Origin of the sequence: Chryseobacterium sp. CH25 (assembly GCF_004119455.1) — a bacterium.
GTDB lineage: Bacteria > Bacteroidota > Bacteroidia > Flavobacteriales > Weeksellaceae > Chryseobacterium.
This window is the reverse complement of the sequence record NZ_NRQT01000001.1, coordinates 230767-255037: the sequence shown is the minus strand read 5'-3', so window position 1 is coordinate 255037 and position 24271 is coordinate 230767. Positions and strand designations below refer to the sequence as shown.

Annotated in this window: 23 protein-coding genes; 7 read left to right on the top strand and 16 right to left on the bottom strand. The window is 35.5% G+C overall.

The features are described 5' to 3' along the window. Positions 1-382: 382 nt before the first annotated feature. Complete coding sequence (locus BOQ64_RS01145; protein WP_129056746.1) at positions 383-826, top strand: JAB domain-containing protein; 444 nt, start codon at positions 383-385, stop codon at positions 824-826. Positions 827-1048: 222 nt separating this feature from the next. Here the strand turns inward: BOQ64_RS01145 and BOQ64_RS01140 are convergent, their stop codons facing one another. The 10 genes from BOQ64_RS01140 to BOQ64_RS01095 form a co-directional block, all read right to left on the bottom strand. Beyond that, complete coding sequence (locus tag BOQ64_RS01140) at positions 1049-1507, bottom strand: DUF3872 domain-containing protein (protein WP_129056748.1); 459 nt, start codon at positions 1505-1507, stop codon at positions 1049-1051. 9 nt (positions 1508-1516) lie between these two features. Continuing rightward, positions 1517-2071, bottom strand: a complete 555-nt coding sequence (locus tag BOQ64_RS01135; protein WP_129059613.1) for a conjugal transfer protein TraO — start codon at positions 2069-2071, stop codon at positions 1517-1519. Position 2072: 1 nt separating this feature from the next. Next, a complete protein-coding gene (traN, locus tag BOQ64_RS01130) occupies positions 2073-2972 on the bottom strand; it encodes a conjugative transposon protein TraN (protein WP_129056752.1) in 900 nt (299 codons plus the stop codon). Between the two features lie 29 nt (positions 2973-3001). Then, on the bottom strand, positions 3002-4297 hold the full coding sequence (gene traM / locus BOQ64_RS01125; protein WP_129056754.1) for a conjugative transposon protein TraM: 1296 nt from the start codon (positions 4295-4297) through the stop codon (positions 3002-3004). A 235-nt stretch (positions 4298-4532) separates the two neighbouring features. Next, positions 4533-5156 carry a conjugative transposon protein TraK gene (traK, locus tag BOQ64_RS01120; RefSeq protein WP_129056756.1) on the bottom strand — a complete coding sequence of 208 codons (624 nt, stop codon included), beginning with the start codon at positions 5154-5156 and terminating at the stop codon, positions 4533-4535. 16 nt (positions 5157-5172) lie between these two features. Then, complete coding sequence (gene traJ, locus BOQ64_RS01115; RefSeq protein WP_129056757.1) at positions 5173-6165, bottom strand: conjugative transposon protein TraJ; 993 nt, start codon at positions 6163-6165, stop codon at positions 5173-5175. Between the two features lies 1 nt (position 6166). After that, positions 6167-6772, bottom strand: a complete 606-nt coding sequence (locus tag BOQ64_RS01110) for a DUF4141 domain-containing protein (RefSeq protein WP_410494456.1) — start codon at positions 6770-6772, stop codon at positions 6167-6169. 48 nt (positions 6773-6820) lie between these two features. Further along, entirely contained in the window at positions 6821-9331 is a 2511-nt protein-coding gene (locus tag BOQ64_RS01105) for a TraG family conjugative transposon ATPase (RefSeq protein WP_129056761.1), read from the bottom strand. After that, entirely contained in the window at positions 9328-9660 is a 333-nt protein-coding gene (locus BOQ64_RS01100; protein WP_129056763.1) for a DUF4133 domain-containing protein, read from the bottom strand. The genes BOQ64_RS01105 and BOQ64_RS01100 overlap by 4 nt, the downstream gene beginning before the upstream one ends. 10 nt (positions 9661-9670) lie before the next feature. Further along, positions 9671-9976 (bottom strand): DUF4134 domain-containing protein, encoded by a 306-nt coding sequence (locus tag BOQ64_RS01095; protein WP_129056766.1) that lies wholly within the window; start codon positions 9974-9976, stop codon positions 9671-9673. A gap of 204 nt (positions 9977-10180) precedes the next feature. Between BOQ64_RS01095 and BOQ64_RS01090 the strand changes: the two genes are divergently transcribed. The 3 genes from BOQ64_RS01090 to BOQ64_RS01080 are packed head-to-tail and all read left to right on the top strand — an operon-like array spanning position 10181 to position 13088. After that, complete coding sequence (locus tag BOQ64_RS01090; protein WP_129059612.1) at positions 10181-10762, top strand: hypothetical protein; 582 nt, start codon at positions 10181-10183, stop codon at positions 10760-10762. Beyond that, entirely contained in the window at positions 10762-12027 is a 1266-nt protein-coding gene (locus BOQ64_RS01085; RefSeq protein ID WP_129059611.1) for an AAA family ATPase, read from the top strand. The genes BOQ64_RS01090 and BOQ64_RS01085 overlap by 1 nt, the downstream gene beginning before the upstream one ends. Before the next feature lie 5 nt (positions 12028-12032). Beyond that, positions 12033-13088 (top strand): hypothetical protein, encoded by a 1056-nt coding sequence (locus BOQ64_RS01080; protein WP_129056770.1) that lies wholly within the window; start codon positions 12033-12035, stop codon positions 13086-13088. Between the two features lie 78 nt (positions 13089-13166). Here BOQ64_RS01080 and BOQ64_RS01075 read toward each other — a convergent pair whose 3' ends face one another. Genes BOQ64_RS01075 through BOQ64_RS01065 form a run of 3 tightly spaced genes read right to left on the bottom strand, consistent with a single transcriptional unit; the run spans position 13167 to position 14910 of the window. Beyond that, positions 13167-13730: a conjugal transfer protein TraD gene (locus BOQ64_RS01075; protein WP_129056771.1), complete on the bottom strand. Its 564-nt coding sequence runs from the start codon at positions 13728-13730 to the stop codon at positions 13167-13169. 3 nt (positions 13731-13733) lie between these two features. After that, entirely contained in the window at positions 13734-14132 is a 399-nt protein-coding gene (locus BOQ64_RS01070; protein ID WP_129056773.1) for a DUF3408 domain-containing protein, read from the bottom strand. 10 nt (positions 14133-14142) lie between these two features. Continuing rightward, on the bottom strand, positions 14143-14910 hold the full coding sequence (locus BOQ64_RS01065) for a ParA family protein (RefSeq protein WP_129056775.1): 768 nt from the start codon (positions 14908-14910) through the stop codon (positions 14143-14145). A gap of 568 nt (positions 14911-15478) precedes the next feature. On the opposite strand from BOQ64_RS01065, the gene mobA reads away from it, so the two are divergent. Both mobA and mobB read left to right on the top strand, forming a co-directional pair. Further along, entirely contained in the window at positions 15479-15910 is a 432-nt protein-coding gene (mobA, locus tag BOQ64_RS01060; protein WP_129056777.1) for a conjugal transfer protein MobA, read from the top strand. Continuing rightward, positions 15891-17201, top strand: coding sequence for a conjugal transfer protein MobB (mobB, locus tag BOQ64_RS01055; RefSeq protein WP_317127581.1), 1311 nt, complete (start codon positions 15891-15893; stop codon positions 17199-17201). The genes mobA and mobB overlap by 20 nt, the downstream gene beginning before the upstream one ends. An 18-nt stretch (positions 17202-17219) precedes the next feature. On the opposite strand, the gene BOQ64_RS01050 is transcribed toward mobB, so the two are convergent. Further along, the gene (locus BOQ64_RS01050; protein ID WP_129056781.1) at positions 17220-18227 is read right to left on the bottom strand and encodes a YhcG family protein; all 1008 of its coding nucleotides are present in this window, start codon (positions 18225-18227) and stop codon (positions 17220-17222) included. A 179-nt stretch (positions 18228-18406) separates the two neighbouring features. Between BOQ64_RS01050 and mobC the strand changes: the two genes are divergently transcribed. Continuing rightward, positions 18407-20404 carry a conjugal transfer protein MobC gene (mobC, locus tag BOQ64_RS01045; RefSeq protein WP_129059610.1) on the top strand — a complete coding sequence of 666 codons (1998 nt, stop codon included), beginning with the start codon at positions 18407-18409 and terminating at the stop codon, positions 20402-20404. Between the two features lie 170 nt (positions 20405-20574). Here mobC and BOQ64_RS01040 read toward each other — a convergent pair whose 3' ends face one another. After that, a complete protein-coding gene (locus BOQ64_RS01040; RefSeq protein WP_129056783.1) occupies positions 20575-22647 on the bottom strand; it encodes a type IA DNA topoisomerase in 2073 nt (690 codons plus the stop codon). A gap of 23 nt (positions 22648-22670) precedes the next feature. Beyond that, positions 22671-24053: a DUF3945 domain-containing protein gene (locus BOQ64_RS01035; RefSeq protein WP_129056785.1), complete on the bottom strand. Its 1383-nt coding sequence runs from the start codon at positions 24051-24053 to the stop codon at positions 22671-22673. Positions 24054-24271: the final 218 nt, after the last annotated feature.

Genomic DNA, 24271 nt, shown 5'->3' with positions numbered 1-24271 from the left:
ATATAGATTTTTTTCATTTTTAAGAAAGACGCACCAAATATATTTGGTGCGTCTTTCATATACCATATGAAAATATTCTCAATAGAAAACCGGTAAAAAGGCAGCTAAGGTATTGTTGTCAGCCATTTCTTAAGCCACCAAAAGACTACGGCATAAACGGATTCCTCCCTAAAGGTACCTTCCAATTATTCCGTTTCCTTTTGGTATTCTGTCGTTGTCAACCCTTCATATCTGCTTTCTTTTTTCCTGTTTTTCTTTTGAAAAATATTTAGCGAAGCTTTGAGAGGCTTTGGAGATTGGGAGGAGAAGAGAAGCTATTTAAATGTTTAATCACAATATAGTACGGGAAATATAAGTCTCTGCCGTATACAGAGCATAGAAAATGAATTATAATATTGTTAATGAAATAAAACTGAGTTATTCACGAAAAGGGAATTGTGAGCGAGTTATTGAAAACTCGATGGATGCAGTGCAGGTTTTTCGCGAGCATTTTGATAGTGAGATAATAGACTACCGCGAATCATTTTTTACATTATATCTGAATCAGGCTCATAAAGTTTTGGGGATAAAAAAGATTTCAGAATCAGGTATTTCCTCCACGATCGTTGATGTAAGAATTATCATGCAAACAGCACTTTTATGTAATGCATCAGCCATAATTCTTGCGCATAATCATCCGTCAGGGAATTTAAAGCCTTCTGCGGAAGATTTGAGAATTACACAGAATATTAAAGAAGCAGCAAAGTTTTTGAATATCCAATTGTTGGATCACTTTATTTTAACATCTGAAAGTTATCTGTCCTTAGGAGAAGAAGGTAAAATGTGATAATAAGTAACTAATAAAACGGTAATTATAGTTGCCGTTTTATTAGTTTTTGACAGTCTAAATTGCTGTAGCAATTTTGTTTGAAATTACAAGCCTGCTTTGCATTTCATGAAAAGTGTTGCGGTCGATAAGCGGGGCGGTATCATACCGCCCATAATTGAGATACAACAAAAGACTATTTCGTAAGAAATAGCCTGATATATCGTTTTATTGTGGAATTATTTACAATACTCCTACATTTTGATGATTAAATTCAAAACTGAGTTTTTGCTGGTTTCCCATATTATCAGCAACCCAAATATCGAAACTTTGAGATACTGTTGATTCTGAAGTGTAATATAGTCTGAATTCTTTTTCCTGTAATGGATACAGATCATTTGGCTTCATGGCCGGATCATTAAAGATCCGTAAACTGCCTTTTCCATCAGACTGAAAATACCGGATTGAATACCTGGTTCCTGTATAACTTCCGCTAGAGGTGATGCGACACCTGATTTCTACTGTTTCTCCGTTTGCAATATCTTTTTGAACTGGCATTACTATAATTTCAAAAGGGAAGTTCTTTGTAATTGCAAGTTCGTCTTCTGAACATGACGATAAACATAATTCGATTAAAAATAGGGATGCAAATGCATAAAAAATGCTTAAACCTCGTTTGGTGATATTGATTAGTTTTTTCATAATTTTTGTTTAAAGATTAATACGTAGTCCAATTCCTATAGAACTCATCAGTTGATCTTGTGAAGTTTTGAATAAGATCCTTGCTCTGGTTGAAGCAATGATGGCAATACGGTCTGAAAGATAGGTCTCAAGACTGAGTTTGGCACTCATACCATAGATAAACGAAGATTTATTCAGTAATTTTGCTCCATCATAAAGTAGCAATTCTCCCTTATTAATATGCTCATAGCCACCCATTGCTGATAGGCTTGTATTGACCATAAAACTTTTCGTGCGGTTTGCGAGTATATTGAAACTGTAACCAACTTCAGCAGTATAATTTTCAACAGGAATTTTTACAGACTTATAGGGTACTGAATTTTTACTGTATTCCAAACTGTAAAGCATATAATTTTCCCTCTTGGAGAAAATGGCTAGGCCAGTGTTTATAAAATAGCTTTCTGAATCCTTTTTAATAAAAAGCCCTGAATTAATTTCAATACTTTTTTGCTTAGGGATCATTCTTTGCCCATAAACACTATAACTGAGATAAAAAATCATTATAATTATTAATATACTTTTCATATTATTTAAATTTTAAATGTAGATCATCAACTATTTTTGCATGTACCAGATCAGAATTCTCAATCTGAATATTCTGATGACGCCCACCATTTTTTTCGATTAATTCAATTTCCAAAACCTGATCTTCTAAAAGGGTAAACTGATCCAGGAGGAAGAGAAATTCACTGGTAGATTGATAATTTATTGGTGAAAGCATGGGATAGGTTCTAAGAGGTGACAGTATTTTGTCCTGGATAACCGTACGTTTAAGATTCTTTTTATCTACGATCTTAAAGTTGACAAAATCGATATGGTAAGAAAGATTGCTTTTATTTTTTATCTGTATTATAAAATAAAACTTTCCTTCATGAACATAAAGAGACTTGAGAAAAAATTGAATTCCAAAACTTTTCGAACCAATATGCCTTATCGTTCTTTTAGGAATTTCATACAGCGTTTTTACCATCAATTCAGTGAGCGATGACGAATCACCACTAAGTTCTTCAAATTGGACATCGGTACTGTATTGCTTTTCTTTTGATCTTTTAAGTTGCAAGAGATCATAGCTAACCGTATCAGGATATCTGCTGTAAAAGACATCAAAACTGTAAAACTTACCATCTTCTGTAACTACAGAAAAATTGGTTTCCTCTTCAAAATCTCTTACTGACGATTTTACTCTAAGGACATTTGCGATATCTCCAGCTTTGTTGGCGATAAGTTTCTCACTGCCTAAGTCCACATAACGAATAGGTGAGGGGAATAGAATGTGGCTCGTTTTGTTGTAGGTGACTTCCATTTTAAACGGTTCCAGCCTTGCTTCATTTAATGAAGTGAATCCCTGGCTTTCCTGGGATTTTACCCTGCTGAAAATTAGCAGGATAAAAACCAATGTAAAAAATATGTTGGATTGTAATTTCATTGCTTTGTACTTGTATTTTATTAATAAATTTATTTCTTGGAGACCAGGAACACCTGATGACCTGCTTTTACAGTAACTTTCGGTGTTCTGATCTTTTTCTGGAAATATCCCGATATACCCTGAATCAGACCTCTGCTAAGATCTGTGGCTACCTGCTGTCCGGCAGACTGAGTCATCATAATATTGGTTCCCGAATTCTGACTCATATTCGCTGCTATATCTTTTACTGCATTTTGCTCAGGAGAATAGGGAATGTACAACCCAAGCTGCCCGTCATTATCATAAATATCGATATCAACAGGATTGATGCTACCTTTATTTTCAATGCTGGATATCTTTAGAAACAATCTTCCTCCTTCAAACTTGCCAAGGGCCCATACAATAGTACCGGAAGGCAGTACTGATTTCCCAAGTTGCATTGATTCAGTGAGTCTAAGCGAAACTGCGGTTTCTGCAATCAACGTTTTTGTTTCATGAATTATGGCTCTGATACTATTTTTATTTTCCGGAACCTTATTGTTCAGATTTGTCTGCAAACTATTAAATCGGTTGTGGTTCAATGTTGCCATAAAAACACTGTCAGAAAGTTCTCGGTACAAACTGGAAACAACACTATGCTGTATGGATTGTACTGCTACCAGGTTACTCTTTTCATCAGACTTCTTATTGTCTGTAGTTCCTTGAGTGCGAGTCTGCTCCTGAACTTTAGGGTAAGGCAGATACTTGGCAGCCATCTGGTAAGATTTTTCCATCAATTGCAGCTGATCTTCTAATGAAGTATTCGTAGGCTCTGCTGTATTTTGAACGGCTTCCCTTTTTAATCTTGAAATTTCTCTTCTCAAATGATCGACTTCTGTATTATCTCTGCTGTAGAAGTTCCCTAAGGTCTTTTGCGCATTCCTGTAACTAACCAATGCATTTTGATCGGCTTGATTTACCATCGGTACAGATGATTGATCATTGATAGAGTGGGTAAGATGGGAGTCTGCCCAGTAATCGGATAAAGAATTTAAAGCATTTCTTTTTTCTTCGTGCTTTTGCTCCAGTAGCTGCTGCTCATAAGCTTTTTGCTTATCTGATTGTAGTTTGTCATCTGCTGCCTGTGGTATTGCAGTGTTAAATCCCACATTCTCTGCCATCAGATTTTTATCTTTAGGTTTGAAAATTAGATATATACATGCTACGCAGACAATGGCCATAAGAAAATAGATCAAAGGTTTTTTGAACTTTTCCAATCTTTCAATAGGCCTTAACTGTTGCTCTTTCGTATCAACGGGAGATCTTCCTTCTATAATTCTGATATTGTTTCTATTTTCTGAATTCATGGTGCAGCTTTTTTAATGGTAATACTTTTTGGAATGCCATTGATGTGATGTATTGATAAAGAATTGCTTTTTCCTGACCATATATAAAACAATGAAAACACTGTTATAAGGGTGTAAACTACTAAGAACAATTTTGTAAACATTCTTTGACGCTTAGGAGGCAAAGTATTCCAACGGTTTTCCAATCGATGAACGTAACTGTCAATTTTTCTTCTGAATTTTTCCATGGCAATCTTTAGCGTGTAACGGTTTCTATATCTGCGTTTTCAACGACGTTGAATTTTTCCATCGTAAATCCCTGGGGATTGCTGTCCGAACGCACTGAGTTGACGAGGGAGCAGTATGTGACTAGGTTTCTTTTAGTGAGGTTACTAGATCGGATGATATATTGTTTGGCAAATGTTTTTATTTCGTAAGGGTAGTTGTTGAAATCTCCCACAACACTGTCGATCTCAATTCTCTGCTGAATATTTCCGCTGATCATCCTGTTGTAATACCCTTTTTCCGATAGATCTTTATAGTAGTTGAAGGCTGATTGGTCGGCTAGATTGAAAGCTCTCTTAACATTACTTTCAATCGCATTCTTATCAGGAGCAATCGTAAAGAATAATTCATGAAATCTTCTGACATGTTCCCTCGCTTCCACGGGTCTGTTGATCGACATATCCTGCGATAATGCAACCATTAGAGATTTGCCATTGTCCAATACATAAATCTTCTGTCTTTGCTCCTCAGCAAAACTGTAGGATCTGTAAACGACAATTCCGACAACTCCAAAGCACAAAAGGGAAAAAATAAATGTAAAGAGCCTGATCTGCTTAAAGCTGTTTTCTATATTTCTTAAGATTTTAAATTCCATTTTTTGTTTTTTTTGATTATTTAAGCAGCTGTCCTGATATATTACCTGCTGCTGCACCAGCAGCAGCCCCAGCAACATTTCCTGATTTTTGAGCCATCTGTGTAACATTACGCATAAAGTTTCCTGCACCGCCAGCCTGTATGATCCATCCGGTAACGGTTGGAACAGTAAAGTATCCGATAATTCCGATGATCATATAGATGATATAAACGGTATTGGAAGTATCTGGGATAAAGTTGGGATCAGCGAGCATTTCAATATCTTTTTCAATAATTAATGACTGTATCTTTGCAAGGATAGCACTGAACATATCTGTAACAGGGAGCCATAAATACACACTTATATATCGGGTCAGCCATTGCGTTAGGGCAGACTGAAAGCCATCCCATACAGATATGGCAAATGCAATAGGTCCGAGAATAGACAATACAATGAGAAAGAAGGTTCGGATTGTATCGATGACCAAAGCTGCAGCCTGAAAGAGTATTTCTAAAAATTCCCTGAATCCGTCCCTGATATCTTTTTTAATGGCATACATTTCTCGCTCTATATACATTCCTGACATAGTAACCAGATCTGATGGGGACCAACCTAATTCTTCCAGCTTTTTATCAAACTCTTCATCTGAAATAAGGTAAGCCATTTCAGGGTTGCGAAGCATAGCCTCTCTTTCCAGCAGGTCTTTTTTCTGCTGTAGCTCATTGAGATCCAGCACCTCGTTTTCCAACATCGAATGACTTCCCTGAACAACAGGGCTTAAAACCCCATTGATACTGCCAAGAACAAGCGTCGAAAAAAACATAATACATATACCGATGGCAAACGGTCTGAGCATAGGAAACATATCAATCGGCTCAGCACGGCTTAGAGCCTGCCAAACTTTTAGGGATACATAAAAGAGCGCTCCCAGTCCTGCCACACCTTTAGCAACTGCCGCCATATCCGCACACATCGGTATCATTTCGTCATATACTGAACGAAGTACTTCATGTAAATTAGTAGGTTCCATCTTACCAGTATTTTTGATTCACGGTTCCATAAAGATTTAATACCCTTTGGGTATTATTCTGTTTTTTAGCACGCAGGTAACTGACCGAGATGTTTTTGTTAGTATAATACCTTACCAGATTATGATAGTCTTTCACCTCTTTATATACCCGATCAATAACATCCATTCTTTCTTTATCATTCAATGATAGGTTGGTTGAGGTCACAATCTGCTTTAATTCTTTAAGCAGTTCTGTGCTTTCATTAAGTAAAGTGGAATAGCCATTGGCAATAGCAGTCAGTTCCTGTGTATTGAAATTCGGATCGTTCAGCATTTTTCCGAAATTGTTGACATACATTTCCGAAACATCACCTACCAATAACACCGTCTGCTGAACTTTTCGGGCATCTTTAACGAGATTGTTTACTGCTTTGAGCTTGTCATAATATTCTTTTCCCTGTTCATAAACCTTCTTCACTTCATTGAAGTTCTTTACCACATTGGAAACCGTATTTGAGGTTTGCACAATCTCATTGGCAGAATTAAGAATACCCGATGCCAGATTTGCGGGGTCTGTTACCACAAATTGTGCTTTTGCAAGAGATGTTAGAGCCAGTACGATAACCATAACTGTTATAATGGTTGAATTTTTCATTGTTGTAAAATTTTAATTGATCTAATCTTCTTTATTGTTCGGTTTGATTCTCCTAAGAGATATCCTCTTAATGGCATGTTCAACATTGCCGTCAAGTTCTGAAGCCAGATTCATGACTTCAATTTTTTCAGTTTCTTCAGTTGTGTAAGCGAGATATTCCTGAGTTGAAACTTCTGTAGCATATACTGCCGAGTGCGTTCCGCCAAGTCCAATCCAGACTTCTTTGTACAGTCTCTCAGGATCATTGTTCATGTTGATGGACAGTACCTGGGCCTTTTCTTTATCGGTTATACCTAACATGGCCTGGATATCATCGAACTTGTTCATGTACTTTCTCTGATCCAAAAGAATCTTACAATCCGAATTATTGATAATACTCTCTTTAACAATAGGTGACTGAATGATGTCATCCACTTCCTGAGTAACCACAATCGCTTCCCCAAAGAATTTTCTTACCGTCTTGAAGAGATATTTGATGTATTCAGCCATTCCTTCTTTAGCAATCGCCTTCCAGGCTTCTTCGATCAGAATAAGCTTTCTGATTCCTTTCAGTCTTCGCATTTTGTTAATGAAAACTTCCATGATGATAATGGTTACAATGGGGAAAAGGATTTTATGATCCTTGATTGCGTCAATCTCGAAAACAATAAATCGCTTGGATAAAAGATCAAGCTGCCGATCAGAATTGAGCAGGTAATCATATTCACCACCTTTATAGTAAGGTTCCAATACATTGAGAAAATTGGCAATGTCAAAATCTTTTTCCCTGACTTTTTTCTGTTCCAATACTTTTTGGTAATCTTTTTCTACATACTCGTAAAAGCCATTGAAAGAGGGATTTTGATTATTATTCTTGATCTTCTCAATATACCCACTGACTGCATTCGATAAAGCAACTTCCTCGGAGCGGGCCGGGGGTTCATCATCTCTTTTCCAAAGTGTGAGGATGAGTGTTTTAATGCTCTCTCTTTTTTCTATATCAAAGATGCCGTCATCGGTGTAGAAAGGATTGAATGCAATCGGGTTATCTTCAGTGTACGTGAAATAGACCCCGTCCTGACCTTTAGTATTGCCTTTAATCAGTTCACATAATCCCTGATAGGAATTTCCGGTATCAACCAGTAAAACATGAGCTCCCTGTTCGTAATACTGCCTCACCATATGATTAGTGAAAAAAGATTTGCCGCTTCCTGATGGACCGAGGATAAACTTATTCCGGTTGGTAATAATCCCTTGCTTCATCGGAAGATCGGAAATATCCAAATGGATAGGTTTTCCGGTCAATCGGTCTGCCATCTTTATTCCAAAGGGAGATGGTGAGTTCTGGTAATTGGTTTCTTCAGTGAAAAAACATAATGCCGGTTCTATAAACGTATAGAAGCTTTCTTCACTTGGAAAATCTCCTGCATTCCCGGGAATTCCTGCCCAATATAACGTTGCTGTATCCGTTGTGTTATGACGTGGTCTGCATTCCATCAATGCCAGGGCACTTCCGGTATCATTTTTTAATTGTTTAAGTTCAGCAGGATTGTCAGACCAACACATCACATTGAAATGGGCACGAATCGACTGCAGTCCGAAAGAATGTGCTTCATTGAGATATTTCTCAATCCACTCTTTATTGATTTGATTGGCTCTGCTGTATCTTGCTAACGAATGCATATTCCTGGCTGATTTTTCAAACTTAGTAAGGTTGTCATCACTATTGTCAATAAACAGATATTGATTGTAGATGTGATTACAGCTTAACAGCAGTCCAACCGGAGATGCAAATGAAAGCAGGCAGTCACTTCTGTCAGTACTTAACTTTTCGTATCTGCTGTGTGAAGAAACTGTGCCCGGAAGATCATCCGTATCTGACAGGGTATGCATGCTGATACGGTTGTTGCCGATACGCATTTCCTCTGCTCCTAGGTTTAGATCCTGAAGTGATGGATTGATTTCTCTGGACAAAGTAAGATACTGTTCTAATAATCCCGACAGTTCTGCTGTCCCTGTAATCTCGTCAGAAGTCATTTTCTCTAAAAAGACATATCCACTGTCGTTCATAATCCTTTCAAATTGATCAACGGCTTCCATGAATCTGCCAATCAATTCTTTATCCCTGATCTCTTTGGGAATCAAAACTCCTTTACAGAGCGATGAGAAATTACTCTGCATCCTCATCTTTTCCTTCGTAGTTTTGGTCAGAAACAGATAGCAGTAGTGATTAAGGAAAGGTCTTTCGTTAAAGTGCCTTTCAAAAGACCTGGACAGAAAACTTTGGTCTTCTTTCAATAAATCCGGACTGTAATTTTCCTTGATAAACCAATCCTGTTTGTGAACGATGCTGTAATCCGGTAGCGTTTTAATTGCTTTGAACCATGCCGAATGAATGGCATCATATTCTGCAGATGCAACGGTAAACAGTTCGGGAAGCCTTACCTTAAAACAAACAGTAACATCTGCATCTTTTGAAAGAATACAGTTCTCTTCAACGCCAATCAGTGGAAACTTGCTTTCCAATGTTGCTGCTTTTGATTGATTTCTCATGATACAGCATTTTTGACGTTCGATTTTAGATACCTATAGATTGACTTTCTGCTGATGATATATTTAGGATGCTTCTTTCTGGCACCTAGTTTCATCAGACCATGCTCGCCGTATTTATTGTTCAATGAGAAGGTCTGCCAGATCAGAAGACCCGAACCTGACCCACCACAAAATAAACAGAAATAGGTATTGACTCCTGCCATGTACATGATCATTATGAATATGAGTATTCCCAATAATCCGCCTGCAAATATGAACAGATACTGTGCTTTCAATCCTTTGAACTCTACCGTTCTTCCGATTCCTTTGTTGATATGATAGCTAACCATAACCGATGTTTTAAAGGAAGAATGAACGCAGGATTGTTGCGGCAACAATTAAGAAGATACACGCTCCAAACCAGCTGGCAGCAGTTTTACTGGTATCAGGATCACCACTGCTGAACTTGTTGTACACCTTGACCCCTCCAATAAGACCTACAACAGCTCCGATGGCGTAAATTAGCTTAGTAGCAGGATCAAAATACGAGGTGACCATCTGCGTAGCTTCAGTGATTCCGGCGGAACCATTTCCTTGGGCATTCGTAGTCAACCCGATTAAAAGAAGCAATGCTGTTAATACGATTTTTTTTCTTTGTCTTTTCATAGTGAATAGATTTTAATGATTTTAAACCCATGCTTTATGGATCTTGAGACAAAGGTGTATTGTTGTGATATTCAAATCTAGATTAAGTACTTGGCGGAATAAATAGGCACTTACTGGCTTAGTATATCAAAAATTTTTGTGTGAAGTTTTAATTTTTTAAATTGAAACTTTAAAAATTAATAACCACTAGAATATCATATCAAAATGGAGATACATTACATTTGGATCAAAAATTTTTATAACCTGAAGCGAACAGGAATTAATCTGTCATCCAAGTTTATTTTTGAATTCGAAAGAGTAAATGATGACTATTTACTGAAGATTTATGACAATCCGGATTATATTCCAACTTTTATCAAAGAAGAGAATATAAAAAATGTTAATGCTATTATCGGTAAAAATGGCACTGGAAAATCAAGTGTACTTAGATATATTAAAAGTCATCTGCCGGGAGGATTTAATAATATAAAGAATGATGTCTTTGTTTATTCAACGACTGATTCTGAAAATAGTGAAAATTTTTGTGTTACTTATCCTGCTTGGATGAAATTATCAATAGAAAATGCTACAGATGTGGTATTTGAATTAAAGGAATATAGCAACTTTAAATTTGATTCTCATTTAGATAATTGCACATATATTTACTATAACTATATGTTGGAATATGGACAAGATCATGGAAATATAGAAGGATTATATGATATTTCAACATCAGCAATTCTGAAGAAGGAAAGAACAAGGCTTTTGGAAGATGCTGATACTCTGGAAAAGAATCGATTTTTTTAATGAAATCAAGTGATCTTGATTTTCTACACTTACAAGAAGTATCGCAAGCAGTATCTTTTCTAACGCATACACATATAGCAGAAGATAAAGAAGATTTACCGTTTAATAAACCCCCATTTCTTTCAGTAACAATCGATAATTCAGAAAAGCAGATTTTGACCGATAGCAAGTATGGTGATGTAAATGATCTTTTTAAGAAGCTTGAAGAGCGAAAGCCAGATCATTCTGATACTAAAGATCTTTTTATCAGTAATCTTTTAGATGCAATTCTTACAAACTTTTTGATAACTGAGAGAAAATATAGTATTAATAATCCTTATTATCATCAGCTTGATGTTCACTCATCTGAAAGTAGTGATGATTATATAAAAAGATTTTTTCTCTCTATGGAAAACGCAAAATATTGGAGTGAAAGCTATGGAAAATATGTCGAAATACCAAGATTAGATGATTTATCTCATTTGGTATCACGTTTCATTAATATTGTTTCAAATATGATTGACAATAAAGAAATGTATGTCACAGATGAGTTCGTAGCGCAAATTTCTATGGATAAACCTGCTGGAGATAATTTCAGGTCATTTCAACAACTTTATGCCCAAATCAAAGGTATGACATCATTTTTACAATTTAGTTGGAGGTCACTAAGTGCGGGTGAGCAGTCATATTTATCATTCATGGCACGCTTTTATTCATTAATACACGACAAAGTAGAACTAAAAAATAATCTCTGTGTTTTAATAGATGAAGGTGACATGGGATATCATCCGGAATGGCAAAGAAAATTCTTTAAAGAGACTATAGAATTTTTGAGTAAACAATTTAAAAATTATAATATTCAATTAATTTTTACTTCCAATACACCTTTTATAACTTCTGATTTACTTAAAAGCAATATCTTATTTGTAGAAAAATCAGAAAATGGTATTACTCAATTTCTTAGTAAAGTAAATAGTAATGAAAATACTTTTGCTGCAAATATTCATACACTATTTTCTGATTCGTTTTACATGGATGGAGTTTTGATTGGAGAATATGCAAAAGATAAAGTTAATATTGAAATCATTGAATATCTTAAAAATGTTCAAAGCGGCCAGATTCCAAATCCCGAGATTAAATCATTGATTAAACAAATTGGAGAACCAATCCTTCGCAAAAAATTAGAAGAAATGTGGAATAGTGCTTTTGGATTGCAAGAAGAATTGGAGATGCTGAAACAAAGAATTCGAGAGGTTGAACACAAAATTGAAAACAAAGAAAATTAACATCTATGATTCAAATACCGCACAGCTCAGAAGATTTAGACCAAATGGCAATTAATTACTTTAAACTTATTGAAAAAAAATTTAATATCAGAGAAAACCTTCTTAATTGGCCTGAAGATGAATTAAAATCACTAATGGAAGTCATTGAAACAAATTTGTATACTATTTTGACGGGAAGACCCAAGGAATTAGAGGATATTATTGATATGTTGAAGCCGTTAGTTATTACAGCAAAGAAAGAATATGAAGAAAACTATAACAAAATTAACCAGCAAAAACCTCCTGACAAACAGAAGCCTCTTAACCGGACAGGCATAAATAAATGGTTCAAAGAGAAAGTCTTTGAAATATTTAATTACGATGCAAATGCATATTCCTTTACAAAAATGGATAAAGGAGCCATGGCATATGATCATGCTAAAACACTTAATATGAATACTTGTCCATATTGCAATACAAATTTCACCTATACTATAAAAACAAAAAAATTAAAATCGCGACCACAATTTGATCATTTCTATAATAAAGGCAGACACCCTTATTTGGCTCTTTCTTTTTTTAATCTAATTCCAAGTTGTTCTTTATGCAACTCTGGAGCTTTAAAGGGACAAAAGCAATTCAATATAAAAAACAACCTGCATCCCTTTCTGGAATCTTTTGATCAAATTTATCAGTTCAGAACAAATATTGACACCGTTGAATTTTTGGTTTCTCAAAAAAAATTTGATTTAGAGTTGGTACTTTGTGATAATAAAAAAGAATCAGATCCAGATGTTAAGAAAGCAAAAAATAATTTAGATGTATTTGCATTAAATGATCGATATAATTTCCATAAAGATATAGCTGGAGATGTTATAAAAAATGCTCATATTTATTGTAATACTGCAATTGAAGATCTGTATAAGTCTTACAAAATAGGTGATAAAAGTATATTTGAGTCACCCCAAGAAGTTAAGGAACTTGTATTTGGAAATTACTTTAATCCTCTTAGCTTTCATCAAAGAATTCATTCCAAACTTGTAAGAGATATTGCTGAAGAATTCGGAGTTACAATTGAATAATGATTTTTCATATTGGAGAGTTAAGTAAATTCTCCAATATGAAAAATCATTATTCCGCACGTTGGAAGAACCGGATTTTTACTCATTTTCAAAAGAATTATCTAATAGTAAAGCTATTTGACGGGAAGCATTTTCCATAGAATTTTCAAGTAAGGTATATAATTCGGTTCCATACGTTTTCTGAACGATTGCTGCTGCTGTTTCCTTTTGAGATGGGGTAAAACGAGTTTGTTTCGCAAACATCTCCACAGTGCTTAGTTCTTCAAAGGTAACCCCTTGGGCAAAACTGTTATCCTCACCAATGATTCTATATTTTTTCCATTCTTCTTCCTCGTCAATAAAATCAGGGATACTATTAAAACCACACGGTTCTTCCTGCGGATTTGATAGATTGACATTTTCGCTGATGTCATATTCTATCTCTAAATTAGAGGGATTGAAATCAAGTTCATTTTCTTGTCTTTCGGAGGAAGTGATTGTCATAGAATGGAATGAGGTTTTTGCTTCTCCCATAATATTGGCTTGTCTTTTATAATCTGCTTGTTTCTCAGTTTTATGATAAGGAACTTGTTTTTGGATAATTTTGTCATGAAATAATAATAAGATTATAATCAGGAGACATATAATAATGAGAGTTTCCATAGTTTATAGGATTGGTTTAAAGTGATTGTTAAAGTATTCAGTAATCTCACTTCCGTATTCCTGAAAATGCTGTTCAAGTATATTGTCGATATAGGAATACAGGGTTGTCCTTTCTTCTCTGGAAAGTTGTACTAATCGTAATAATCTTTCATGGTACTCTGGACGTATGTAAACCACCTTACCATTACGTCCTGAAGGAAAACGATTTGTTAAAAAGGTGTCTTCATAGTGTAGCTTTTTAGAAGTATTCGTTTTTGTTTTTTCTTTAGACTTATGGACGGCTTGCTGGGCTGTATGATTTTGTTTATCAAGAACCGTTTGTTCGCCGCTGATTACCTGCATTAAATATTCTTCATCAATAGTAGGCTTTTCTAAATCGTTATTATCATTGTTTGTAGCCATCTTTCTGATTTTATAGATTTGTGATTCTTAGAAACTCTTCAATAAATAGATCCATTCTTGTCGCTTTTAAAAGCGGATATTCTGCTGGTAACAGTGTTGATCTGAAAATATTATTTCCGATGTGATCGGATTCCTTACGAAATCGTTTACTGTCCATGATTCGCGTATTCATTATATTCATCTGAAGAGTCACAATCGCTTTTTCGTAGATCTCGTATAACCCAGTCTTTTCCCGGCCATCAATCTGATTCCAGAATAACCACAACGCTTGTTTTGTAAGATCATGCTCACCGGAAGGAAGAGCCATAAAAGCCTTGGTAAATCCTAATGTACTTTCTACAACTAAACGGTCAGCAGTCATTGGGGCAAAAATAAAATCCATGAATTTCAAGGTTGTCAGAACCCCTTTGGTATTGGCGGTACCAGGCAGATCAAAAAAGATAATGTCCGGGACTATAGTAGTTTGGTTACTATATTGGATTGATTCCTCTATTGCATTTTCAGCCTTACAGCGTATGATAGGATATGCTTTTTTGCTAATCAGTTGGAATTGTTTCATAGCAGCCTTTTTATGGTACTCATTCAACATGATTGCTTTTTTATCACGTTCCCGCATATTGCTTACACTGTATTGTGGAAAATCACAATCCATGATTAAAACATTATATCCCAATCGGTAATGCATTACGCTGGCAATTAATGTCGTAATTGTCGATTTTCCCACACCTCCTTTTTGAGTGGAGAAACTAACTTTTAAAGTTTTTTTTGTTGCTTTCATGATGCATGTATTTATTGTTGTTTTATAATTCATATTGGTAAGAATCTGTATAGGTTGATTTATATATCGGGGTACTCCTATATTATCTTAAATATCTAAAGATGTATACATTTACATCATTTTTACAGGGCATATCTGTAACTGCTTTTCTGCTTTTGCGCTTTTATAGTTTTAAAACTTTACATTTTTATGATTTACCCGTTTTATCATCAACTTTATATGTTGCTGTAAAGGAAATAATCTTCAAAACGAGTGTGGATTTTCAGGTAATTGCTGGTATTATTTGGCAGCAATTGGAAGGGGGTAGAATTGTATATATCTGGTTGTTTCTGTTTACATTGTTGTATTGATTTTTTAGAGAGAGTTGGCTGTTTAGTACAACATCTGAAATATATTGTCGCTTGTTACGATAGTTTTTTTAATGCGGTAAATAGGGTGTCCACCGGAACACGGCAAGTTGTGTTTTGAGTGCCTCATAACTGTTTTTTGTGCCTCAAAACAACTTGCCCTGCCGGGAGCTTTGAAACACTCTCCGAAGTCGAGGTTTATAATTTTAAATGGATACCTAATGAATGATCATAAAAATAATTATAGAAATAAAGGAGGGCGAAAACCAAAAGCAGACCCATGTGTTCACCGTTATGTTTTTCGGTTGAATGAAGAAGACAATAGCAAATTTCTGTCTTTATTTGAAGCGTCCGGGATGGATAATAAAGCTAAATTTATAACATCCGTATTGTTTTCAAAAGAAATAAAAACAGTAAAAATAGATAAAGGAACAGTTGATTTCTATATGAGGCTGACTTCCTTTTATTCCCAGTTCAGAGCAGTGGGCGTAAATTACAATCAGGTAGTTAAATTATTATATACCCATTTTACCGAGAAAAAAGCTGCTGCATTTTTGTATAAGCTGGAGAAACATACCGCTGAACTTTCAGTGTTATGCCGGAAAATAATCGAATTGGCTAATACGTTTAATAATGGAAATGTTGAAAAATAATAATCCGATGATTGCAAAAATTGGTAGAAGCAGTAATTTATATAGTGCCTTAGCCTATAATCATCATAAGGTGGAAAAGGGACAGGGACAAATTTTGTTGATGAACAAAATGGTGGAATCTTCAGATGGGATGTATACAATACCCCAACTAATGAGATCTTTCGATCCTTATCTGGCTTCCAATCTAAAGACGGAAAAGCATACTTTACATATATCGCTTAATCCCGATCCGAATGATAAAGTAAGTGATGAAGTATTTGTAAAGATAGCAGAAGACTATATGAATGGGATAGGGTATGAAGAGCAGCCCTATATGGTGTTTAAACACACTGATATCGATCGTACCCATATTCATATTGTTTCAGTATGTGTTGATGAAAATGGCAGGAAAATATCAGATCAATTTGAGAAAAGGCGGTCGATGAATATATGCAGACAACTCGAAAATACTTATAATTTATGGCCAGCCGCAAAACGAAAGAATTTTAAAAATAATTTAGTTTTCAAACCTGTTGATTATCAGAGAGGAAATATTAAACATCAGATAGCCTCTGTGATCCGGAATATAGCTGATGTATATTCTTTTAAAACTCTTGGAGAGTACAATGCTCTGCTTTCAATATTTAATATAGCGGTTGAAAAAATTGAAGGTGAATTGCATGGAAAGCCACAGCGGGGTTTGGTATATTTTGCATTGGATAAAAACAAACATAAGATTGGAAATCCCTATAAAGCTTCAAGGATTGGAAGGGGAGCACTCTTACCTGCACTGGAATCTCATTTTTTAAAAAGTAAAGAATCTATTCTTCAATCGAATAAAACTGAAATAAAGGGCTGGATTGATAATGCCCTCAAAGTGAGTCTTCATGAAAAAGATTTTGTTGAGAAATTAAAGTCTGTGGGTGTTAATACAGTAATCCGCAGAAATGAAGGTGGACGTATCTATGGAATCACATTTATCGATCATAACACCCAAACAGTATGGAATGGTTCAAATTTGGGAAAAGGATATTCCGCTGCTGTTTTTAGTGATTTATGGAAGAACCAGGAGCATTTAAATAAACCCTGTGATGCAATACAGGCAGAAGCGAAATCACTCTCAATAAATCAATTTTTACCCCTTCAACTTAATCCCTTATTTGGATTTTTAAATGATGACAATGATGATTTACGTGACACCGAATCAATGGACTCATTTCCCGGATTGTTGCCAACAGTGCAGGGAGAAGACTATGAAGAACAGTTTTTTTCACAGCAAATGCGGAAGCGGAAAAAGAAAAGAAAAAGATAGTCTGATGGCCTCTTGCACCTAACCTTCTTTTTGCATAATTGCCTGTACTTTTTGCTGTAATTCTTTTTTGTCAGGTAAATACAACTGATATTTGGAAACAAATATTTTATTAGAAATACCACCTGTTGCATATTCCACCAATACTTCATCTTTTTCTGCAGAAAGGATAATTCCTATAGGTTCATTATCATCCACTACATTTTCTTCAGACTTAAAATAGTTCAGATATAAATTCATTTGTCCTATATCATTATGCTCGACCTGTTTTATTTTTAAATCGATCAATATAAAACACTTTAAGATACGATGATAGAATACAAGATCAATATAAAAATGCCTGTTGCGAAGTGATATCTTATACTGTCTTCCTACAAATGTAAAACCTTTTCCCAGTTCTAAAAGAAACATCTGCAGGTTATCAATAATCTTCTGCTCCAGTGCTTTTTCGGTAACACGATGACTTTGAGGTAATTTTAGAAAGTCCAGTATATAAGGATCTTTTATAGCCTCTGTAGAATCGGTTACGATATGACCTTTTTCCGCCAGTTGCAATACTCCTTTTTTATCTTTGCTCAATGCCAGTCTTTCAAAAAGGGAAGAGTTGATCTGCCTTTCCAGTTCGCGATAGCCCCAGTTTTCAAGTACGGCCTGTTTTTCATAAAACTTCCTTGCCGTATTATCAGAAATACCCAACAAAGTAACCAAATGAGTCCAGCTTAATTTGGCAGGCACCGCCTGCCATTTTTGATAAGTCAGATAAAATCTGCGCATATCTAAAATATTACGCCTGCCAAATCCTTTACCGTAACGCTGCCTAAGGTCTTTGGAAAGTGTTGCCAGTAAGTTACTTCCATATTCTGCACGTTCCTCACCGTGCTGCTCATATTCCACGATATGCCTGCCAATTTCCCAGTTGGCTTTCACCAGCTCAGTATTAACTGCCTTAACCGCATTTTGTCTTGCAACCTCAATAGCGGACCCTATGCTGTCCAGTAATTCAGTGTATGTTGATTGTAAAGGTTTCATTGATTTTTTGTTATAGAACAAATGTAAAAAATTCCTTGGTCAACAACTGCTATGATCCGTGAGAAAACCGGTTTTAGAACTATGCCAAATGCTTGCTTATAACGCCGGGCAATGCCAGTGTAGAAAGCAGACTTCTGTTACCCGATAAATTCATCATCCTAACTCTAAAAATAAATGATATGCAGGGTGAAGATGATCTACGGGGCTTAGCTAAAATTATGGCTTTTATGCGTGCCGTCAGTATTTTAATGGTACTGATGCATTATTACTGGTATTGTTATCCCTTTTTTTATGAAAAGGGATGGACATTGGAAGTTATTAACAGAATACTGCTGAATTTCCAAAAAACGGCAGGTTTGTTTTCTTACAGTATTTATACAAAAGTTTTTACCATTGTATTACTCTCTTTAAGTTGCCTGGGAACAAAAGGAGTGAAAGATGAGAAGATAAGTTGGTCTCAGATTATGGGGTTTCTGGCAGTCGGTATTGTACTGTTTTTTTTCAATACTATTTTGCTGAGATGGAATGGGGCAGGCATCCTTTTATATATACTTTCAATGTCAGTAGGATATATTCTCCTCATGATGGCAGGGGTATGGATGAGCCGCTTGTTAAAGCATAATCTGATGGATGATATATTCAATACTGAGAATGAAAGTTTTATGCAGGAAACACGGTTGATGGAAAACGAATATTCTGTCAATCTTCCCACTAAATTCTACTACAGAGGGAAATGGAATCAGGGTTGGATTAACATTGTCAATCCATTCAGAGCAACCATTGTAGTGGGGACACCCGGATCAGGAAAGTCATATGCTATTGTCAATAATTATATTAAACAGCATATCGAGAAGGGTTTCTCCATGTATATCTATGACTTTAAGTTTGATGATCTTTCCACGATTGCTTATAATCATGTCTTAAAACATCAGGATAAATATAAAGTAAAACCAAAATTTTATGTTATCAATTTTGATGATCCCCGAAGAAGCCATCGTTGCAATCCTTTAAATCCTGATTTTATGACGGATATTTCAGATGCCTATGAAGCAGCCTATACCATCATGCTCAATTTAAACAGAACCTGGATTCAAAAACAAGGGGACTTCTTCGTGGAATCTCCCATTATTCTTTTAGCTGCTATTATCTGGTTTCTGAAAATATATGAAAATGGCAAATACTGTACTTTTCCTCATGCCATTGAACTGCTCAATAAAAAATACTCTGAAGTTTTCACGATTCTAACTTCTTATACTGATCTTGAGAATTATCTTTCTCCTTTCATGGACGCATGGCAGGGTGGTGCACAGGACCAGCTTCAGGGGCAAATCGCTTCTGCTAAGATTCCTTTGTCACGAATGATATCTCCTCAGCTATACTGGGTGATGACCGGCGATGATTTTTCTTTGGATATCAACAACCCGAAAGAACCGAAGATATTATGTGTGGGTAATAACCCGGATCGGCAGAATATCTATTCAGCAGCGTTGGGGCTCTATAATTCAAGAATCGTAAAACTTATCAATAAAAAAGGGCAACTGAAAAGTTCAGTGATTATTGATGAATTACCCACGATTTACTTCCGGGGATTGGACAATCTGATTGCAACTGCAAGAAGTAATAAAGTAGCAATATGTCTGGGTTTTCAGGATTTTTCCCAGCTGGCAAGAGATTATGGAGATAAAGAAAGTAAAGTGATTCAGAATACAGTGGGGAATATATTCAGTGGTCAGGTGGTGGGAGACACAGCTAAAAATCTTTCAGAACGTTTTGGAAAAGTCCTGCAGAAAAGACAAAGTATGACCATCAACAGAAACGATACATCCACTTCTATATCCACCCAGCTGGATAGTCTGATACCGGCTTCTAAAATTTCAACATTAAGCCAGGGAATGTTTGTAGGAGCTGTATCTGATAATTTTGATGAAAGGATTGAACAGAAGATGTTTCATGCAGAAATTGTAGTGGATAATGAGAAAGTAGCTGAGGAAGCTAAATCTTATCAGAGGATACCGGAGATTTTATCATTTGTAGATGAAAATGGAGAAGACCGGTTCACGTCAATGATTGAAGAGAATTATAAAAATGTTAAGCAGGATGTTATGAGGATTATTGAAAATGAAATTGAGCGTATTAAAACTGATCCTGAGTTAAAGCATTTAATCCCAAAAGAATAAAGCAAAAATCCCCGAATACCGGGGATAAAAACTAATAACCATGAAAACTCAAATTAAACATGAGAATCAGATGCAAATCTACTGCAAATAAGTTTTTTACAATTCATATCATCTATAAGTTGTATTGTAAATACAGTTTGCTTCGTTTAAATAGAGTGAAAATTACTGACCTATTGGCTTTTTTCAAATTCAAATGAGACTTCAGCTTTGTCATTCAGTATAATATGAGCGTTAAAAATTTTTCCTGATTTACTTTTCATTCCTTTTATTAATGATGTTTTACCTGTGTTAACGAGTCTTTCGATGTCATTTAATGAGATTTGGATACTGCAGATATTTCTAAACAGCAACCAATTGCAACGAGTATCAGGACACTTCACAATATGTTCATGAATAACCAAATGCTGCGTTTTGCATTTTGGGCATATAATCTTGGGAATATGTGGCTGTTCAATGTGGATCTGCAGTAATTCCTTGGTGACAGATGTTGTATAATTTTCGATTTGCTTTTGAAATTCGGATGCATTACATTCATTATTTTCTATACATTGCATTTCTAATTCCCATTCTGCAGTCAAGGAAACATCGGCTATTTTTTTATCTTTTACCAGATCATATACTTTTAATCCTTTATCCGTTGGGATAAGTGATTTATTTTCTCTTTTGATATAATCCCGATGAATCAATGTTTCAATAATAGATGCCCGTGTGGCAGGTGTACCAATACCTATATTTTTTAATATTTTTCGCTGTTCTGCTTCTTCAACACCTTTCCCTGCATTTTCCATTGCAGACAATAGACTTCCTTCAGTATAAAGACTGGGAGCTTGGGTTTTCTTTTCAAGAATAATAATCTCTTTAATTTTGAGCTCTTCACCTTCTCTGAACTCTGGAAACTCCTGAACATCCTCAAAATCATTTGAAGAATTACCGGTGATATTACGCCAGCCTTTTTGTAAGATTTTACATCCTTGGGCTGCAAAATCGAAATGAAGCACCTGTAAATTAATGTCTGTAATTTCTTTAATGCAAGGTTGTGAAACAGCCTCCAATAATCGGAAAGCTATCAACTCATAAATAGCATTTTCTTTTGCCGTTAGTGCTGAAGGAATTTTTTCAGTAGTGAGCAATCCATAATGATCAGTAACTTTCACATCATTGACAATTCTTTTATTAAAGTTTCCCCAAGGAAGTGAACCCGCTGCATTTTTATAAGGCTCTTTTTCCTGAAGAATCCTTATAAGATCAGGTATTTCCGGCCACAGATCTTCCGGGATGTATTGACTTCCCGTTCGAGGATAGGTAATAAATTTATTCTCATAGAGACTTTGAGTAATATTTAGCGTTTCCTCTGCACTGAAATTTAATCTTTTGTTTGCCTCTTTCTGTAGGCTTGTCAAATCAAATAGGAGAGGAGCCTGCTCTTTTACCGTCTTTACATCAATAGAAGTAATTTTTGCTGTTGTGGGGCTTCTTTCCAATGATTTTACAATATCTTCAGCTTGTTTTCTTTCTGTGAATTTTAGTTTTCCAAGACTATTGAATTCAATAAAGTCCTTTTGATGGCGAAGTTCAATCTGCCAGTATTTCTGGCTGATGAATTCTTTGTGCGCCTGATAACGTTTGCAGATTAAACCCAGTGTCGGAGTCTGAACTCTTCCCAATGAATATAATCCATTCCCTGCGGCTACCGTCAAGGCCTGAGTGGTATTAATTCCTAGTAACCAGTCAGCTCTGCTTCTGCACTGACCCGCATGGAACAATCCCTCATATTGACCTCCCGGTTTTAAATTTTGAAATCCGTTTTTAATGGCTTTTTCCGTTAAGGAACTGATCCATAGCCTTTCAAACGGTTTTTTGCAATGCAGGTATTCATAGATATACCGAAAGATAAGTTCTCCTTCTCTTCCTGCATCTGTTGCCACAATAATACTGTCGCATACAGCAAATAGTCTTCCCATGATTTTCAGTTGTTTGGATGCTTCCGGATCCACTATAAACTGTCTGCCTTTTTTTACTTTTCTGATGGTTAATTTGAAAGGTGCGGGTAGAATAGGTAATGCCTGTTGACTAAAGTTTGAAATACCGTAATCTTCAGGCATAGCCAATGCCAATAAATGACCAAAAGACCAGGTAACGGCATAGCCATTACCTGTTAAATATCCATTATTTTTTTCAGTTGCTCCTAAAACCATCGCTATTTCTCTGGCAACACTGGGCTTTTCTGCTAATATTACTTTCATATTGATTATTTTTGAAGTTTATATTAAATGGTTCGTCTTCTTGTGCGAGACTGAGGTTTATCCTGCTGATTGTTATCTTTAGGGGATTGTTGTCCTTTCAGTAATGGCTCTTTTACATTCTTAGTGGTTTCATTGGTCCTACCTTCCGAATTAACCGCAGTTTGGGTTTTGTATCCCTCCGTAGGTTTTGTCTGCTCTCTCACTTTGTTTGGGTTTTGAAAGGAGAAATCAACTTTTCCTGTTTCTTGATTAAGGGTAATATAGCCCTGATAAGGCTGACCTTTTTTATCCAGCAGTTCATCCAGATAGATGGTTTGTCCTCTTTTAAATTTCTCATACTGTTCCTCGTTTAAGTCCTTACCTCTGAATGTTCTTGGAACTTCCGAATGAGATTGTTGCTGATGCTCTTTATGATCGAACAGAAATTCCACATATTTTTTATCAGCATTAAACTGAACACGTGCATTAAAAGGCTCTCCTTTGGTAGAGATCATACCTTCAAGATATAATGCCTGGCCTTCTATCAGTGTTTGCTTTTGTTCTTCATTTAATTTGATGCCTTTAATTTCATTGGGAATTTTTATATTCTCAACTTTGTAAGCAACCAGTTCATTTGTCAGCCTATCTCTGCTGATAACGGAAGGAATAATTTCATCGTTTTTTGGATTGATAAGATCCACAACGCGTCCCATATTGCCATTTTCCATTAAATTTTTCTTGTCTTCTGCGGTAAACTCATGACCCAGAAACTTAAAATTGAAATTGGGTTCTTTTCTTATTCCATGAATATTGATGACCACATCACCCTCATCATTGGTATTCAGTGAAAGCCGGGCATCCATTCTTGTAAGGGCTGTTCCGAGATTGATGGTAACAGGAACGAGTCCATTGGTTTTAAATCCTTTTAACATAGGATCTAAGGCATTTTCTTTTTCTAATTTCTCTTGAGTTAATCCGAATTTTGACATCATATTCCAGTCGATTTGATCAGCGGAATACTGATATTCTTTTTCTGATAAAGGGTTTGTACTCATCGTATTGGTTTTTGGGGTTAATATTTTGTGGGTATTTAGAAATTCTTCACCCTCAGTACTGGGATGAGTAAGGTGGTGTTGGATCTGTTTTCCAATTTTTTCTGATTCTTTGAGTGGCGATTTAAAAAAGTTGAACAAAGTAGGATCTTTGAGCTGACTCAAAAAATTGGAGAAAAAGTTGGAGAATAAATCGCCCTGCTTATCAATCTTTAGAAATTGATTCTGATTCTTTTGAGTGTTAGGTACTGTTTTCAGGTCTCCTTTTTCATCTATTGTTTTTACAGCTTCAATCTTGTTGGTTTTGGGGTTTAAAACCAATAGAATGTTGATTAAAGAAGGATCTTGATTTTGAGTGTTTTGAATGTCTTCCATGATGCTAAATATTTATTTAACATCGAAGGTAGGGTAGAAGGATAAGATAAATTGAAAGTGGCAGTGAACGGAATAATTTGGTCTGGATTGTCTGGATTTGTATTTGTTATTTCAATTTATTCGAATAATATAATAAATAAAGATGAGAATTTTCTTGACAAACTTCTTAGATACATTTTTTTAATTAGCTAACTATTGTACATGCTATTTTAATCCTT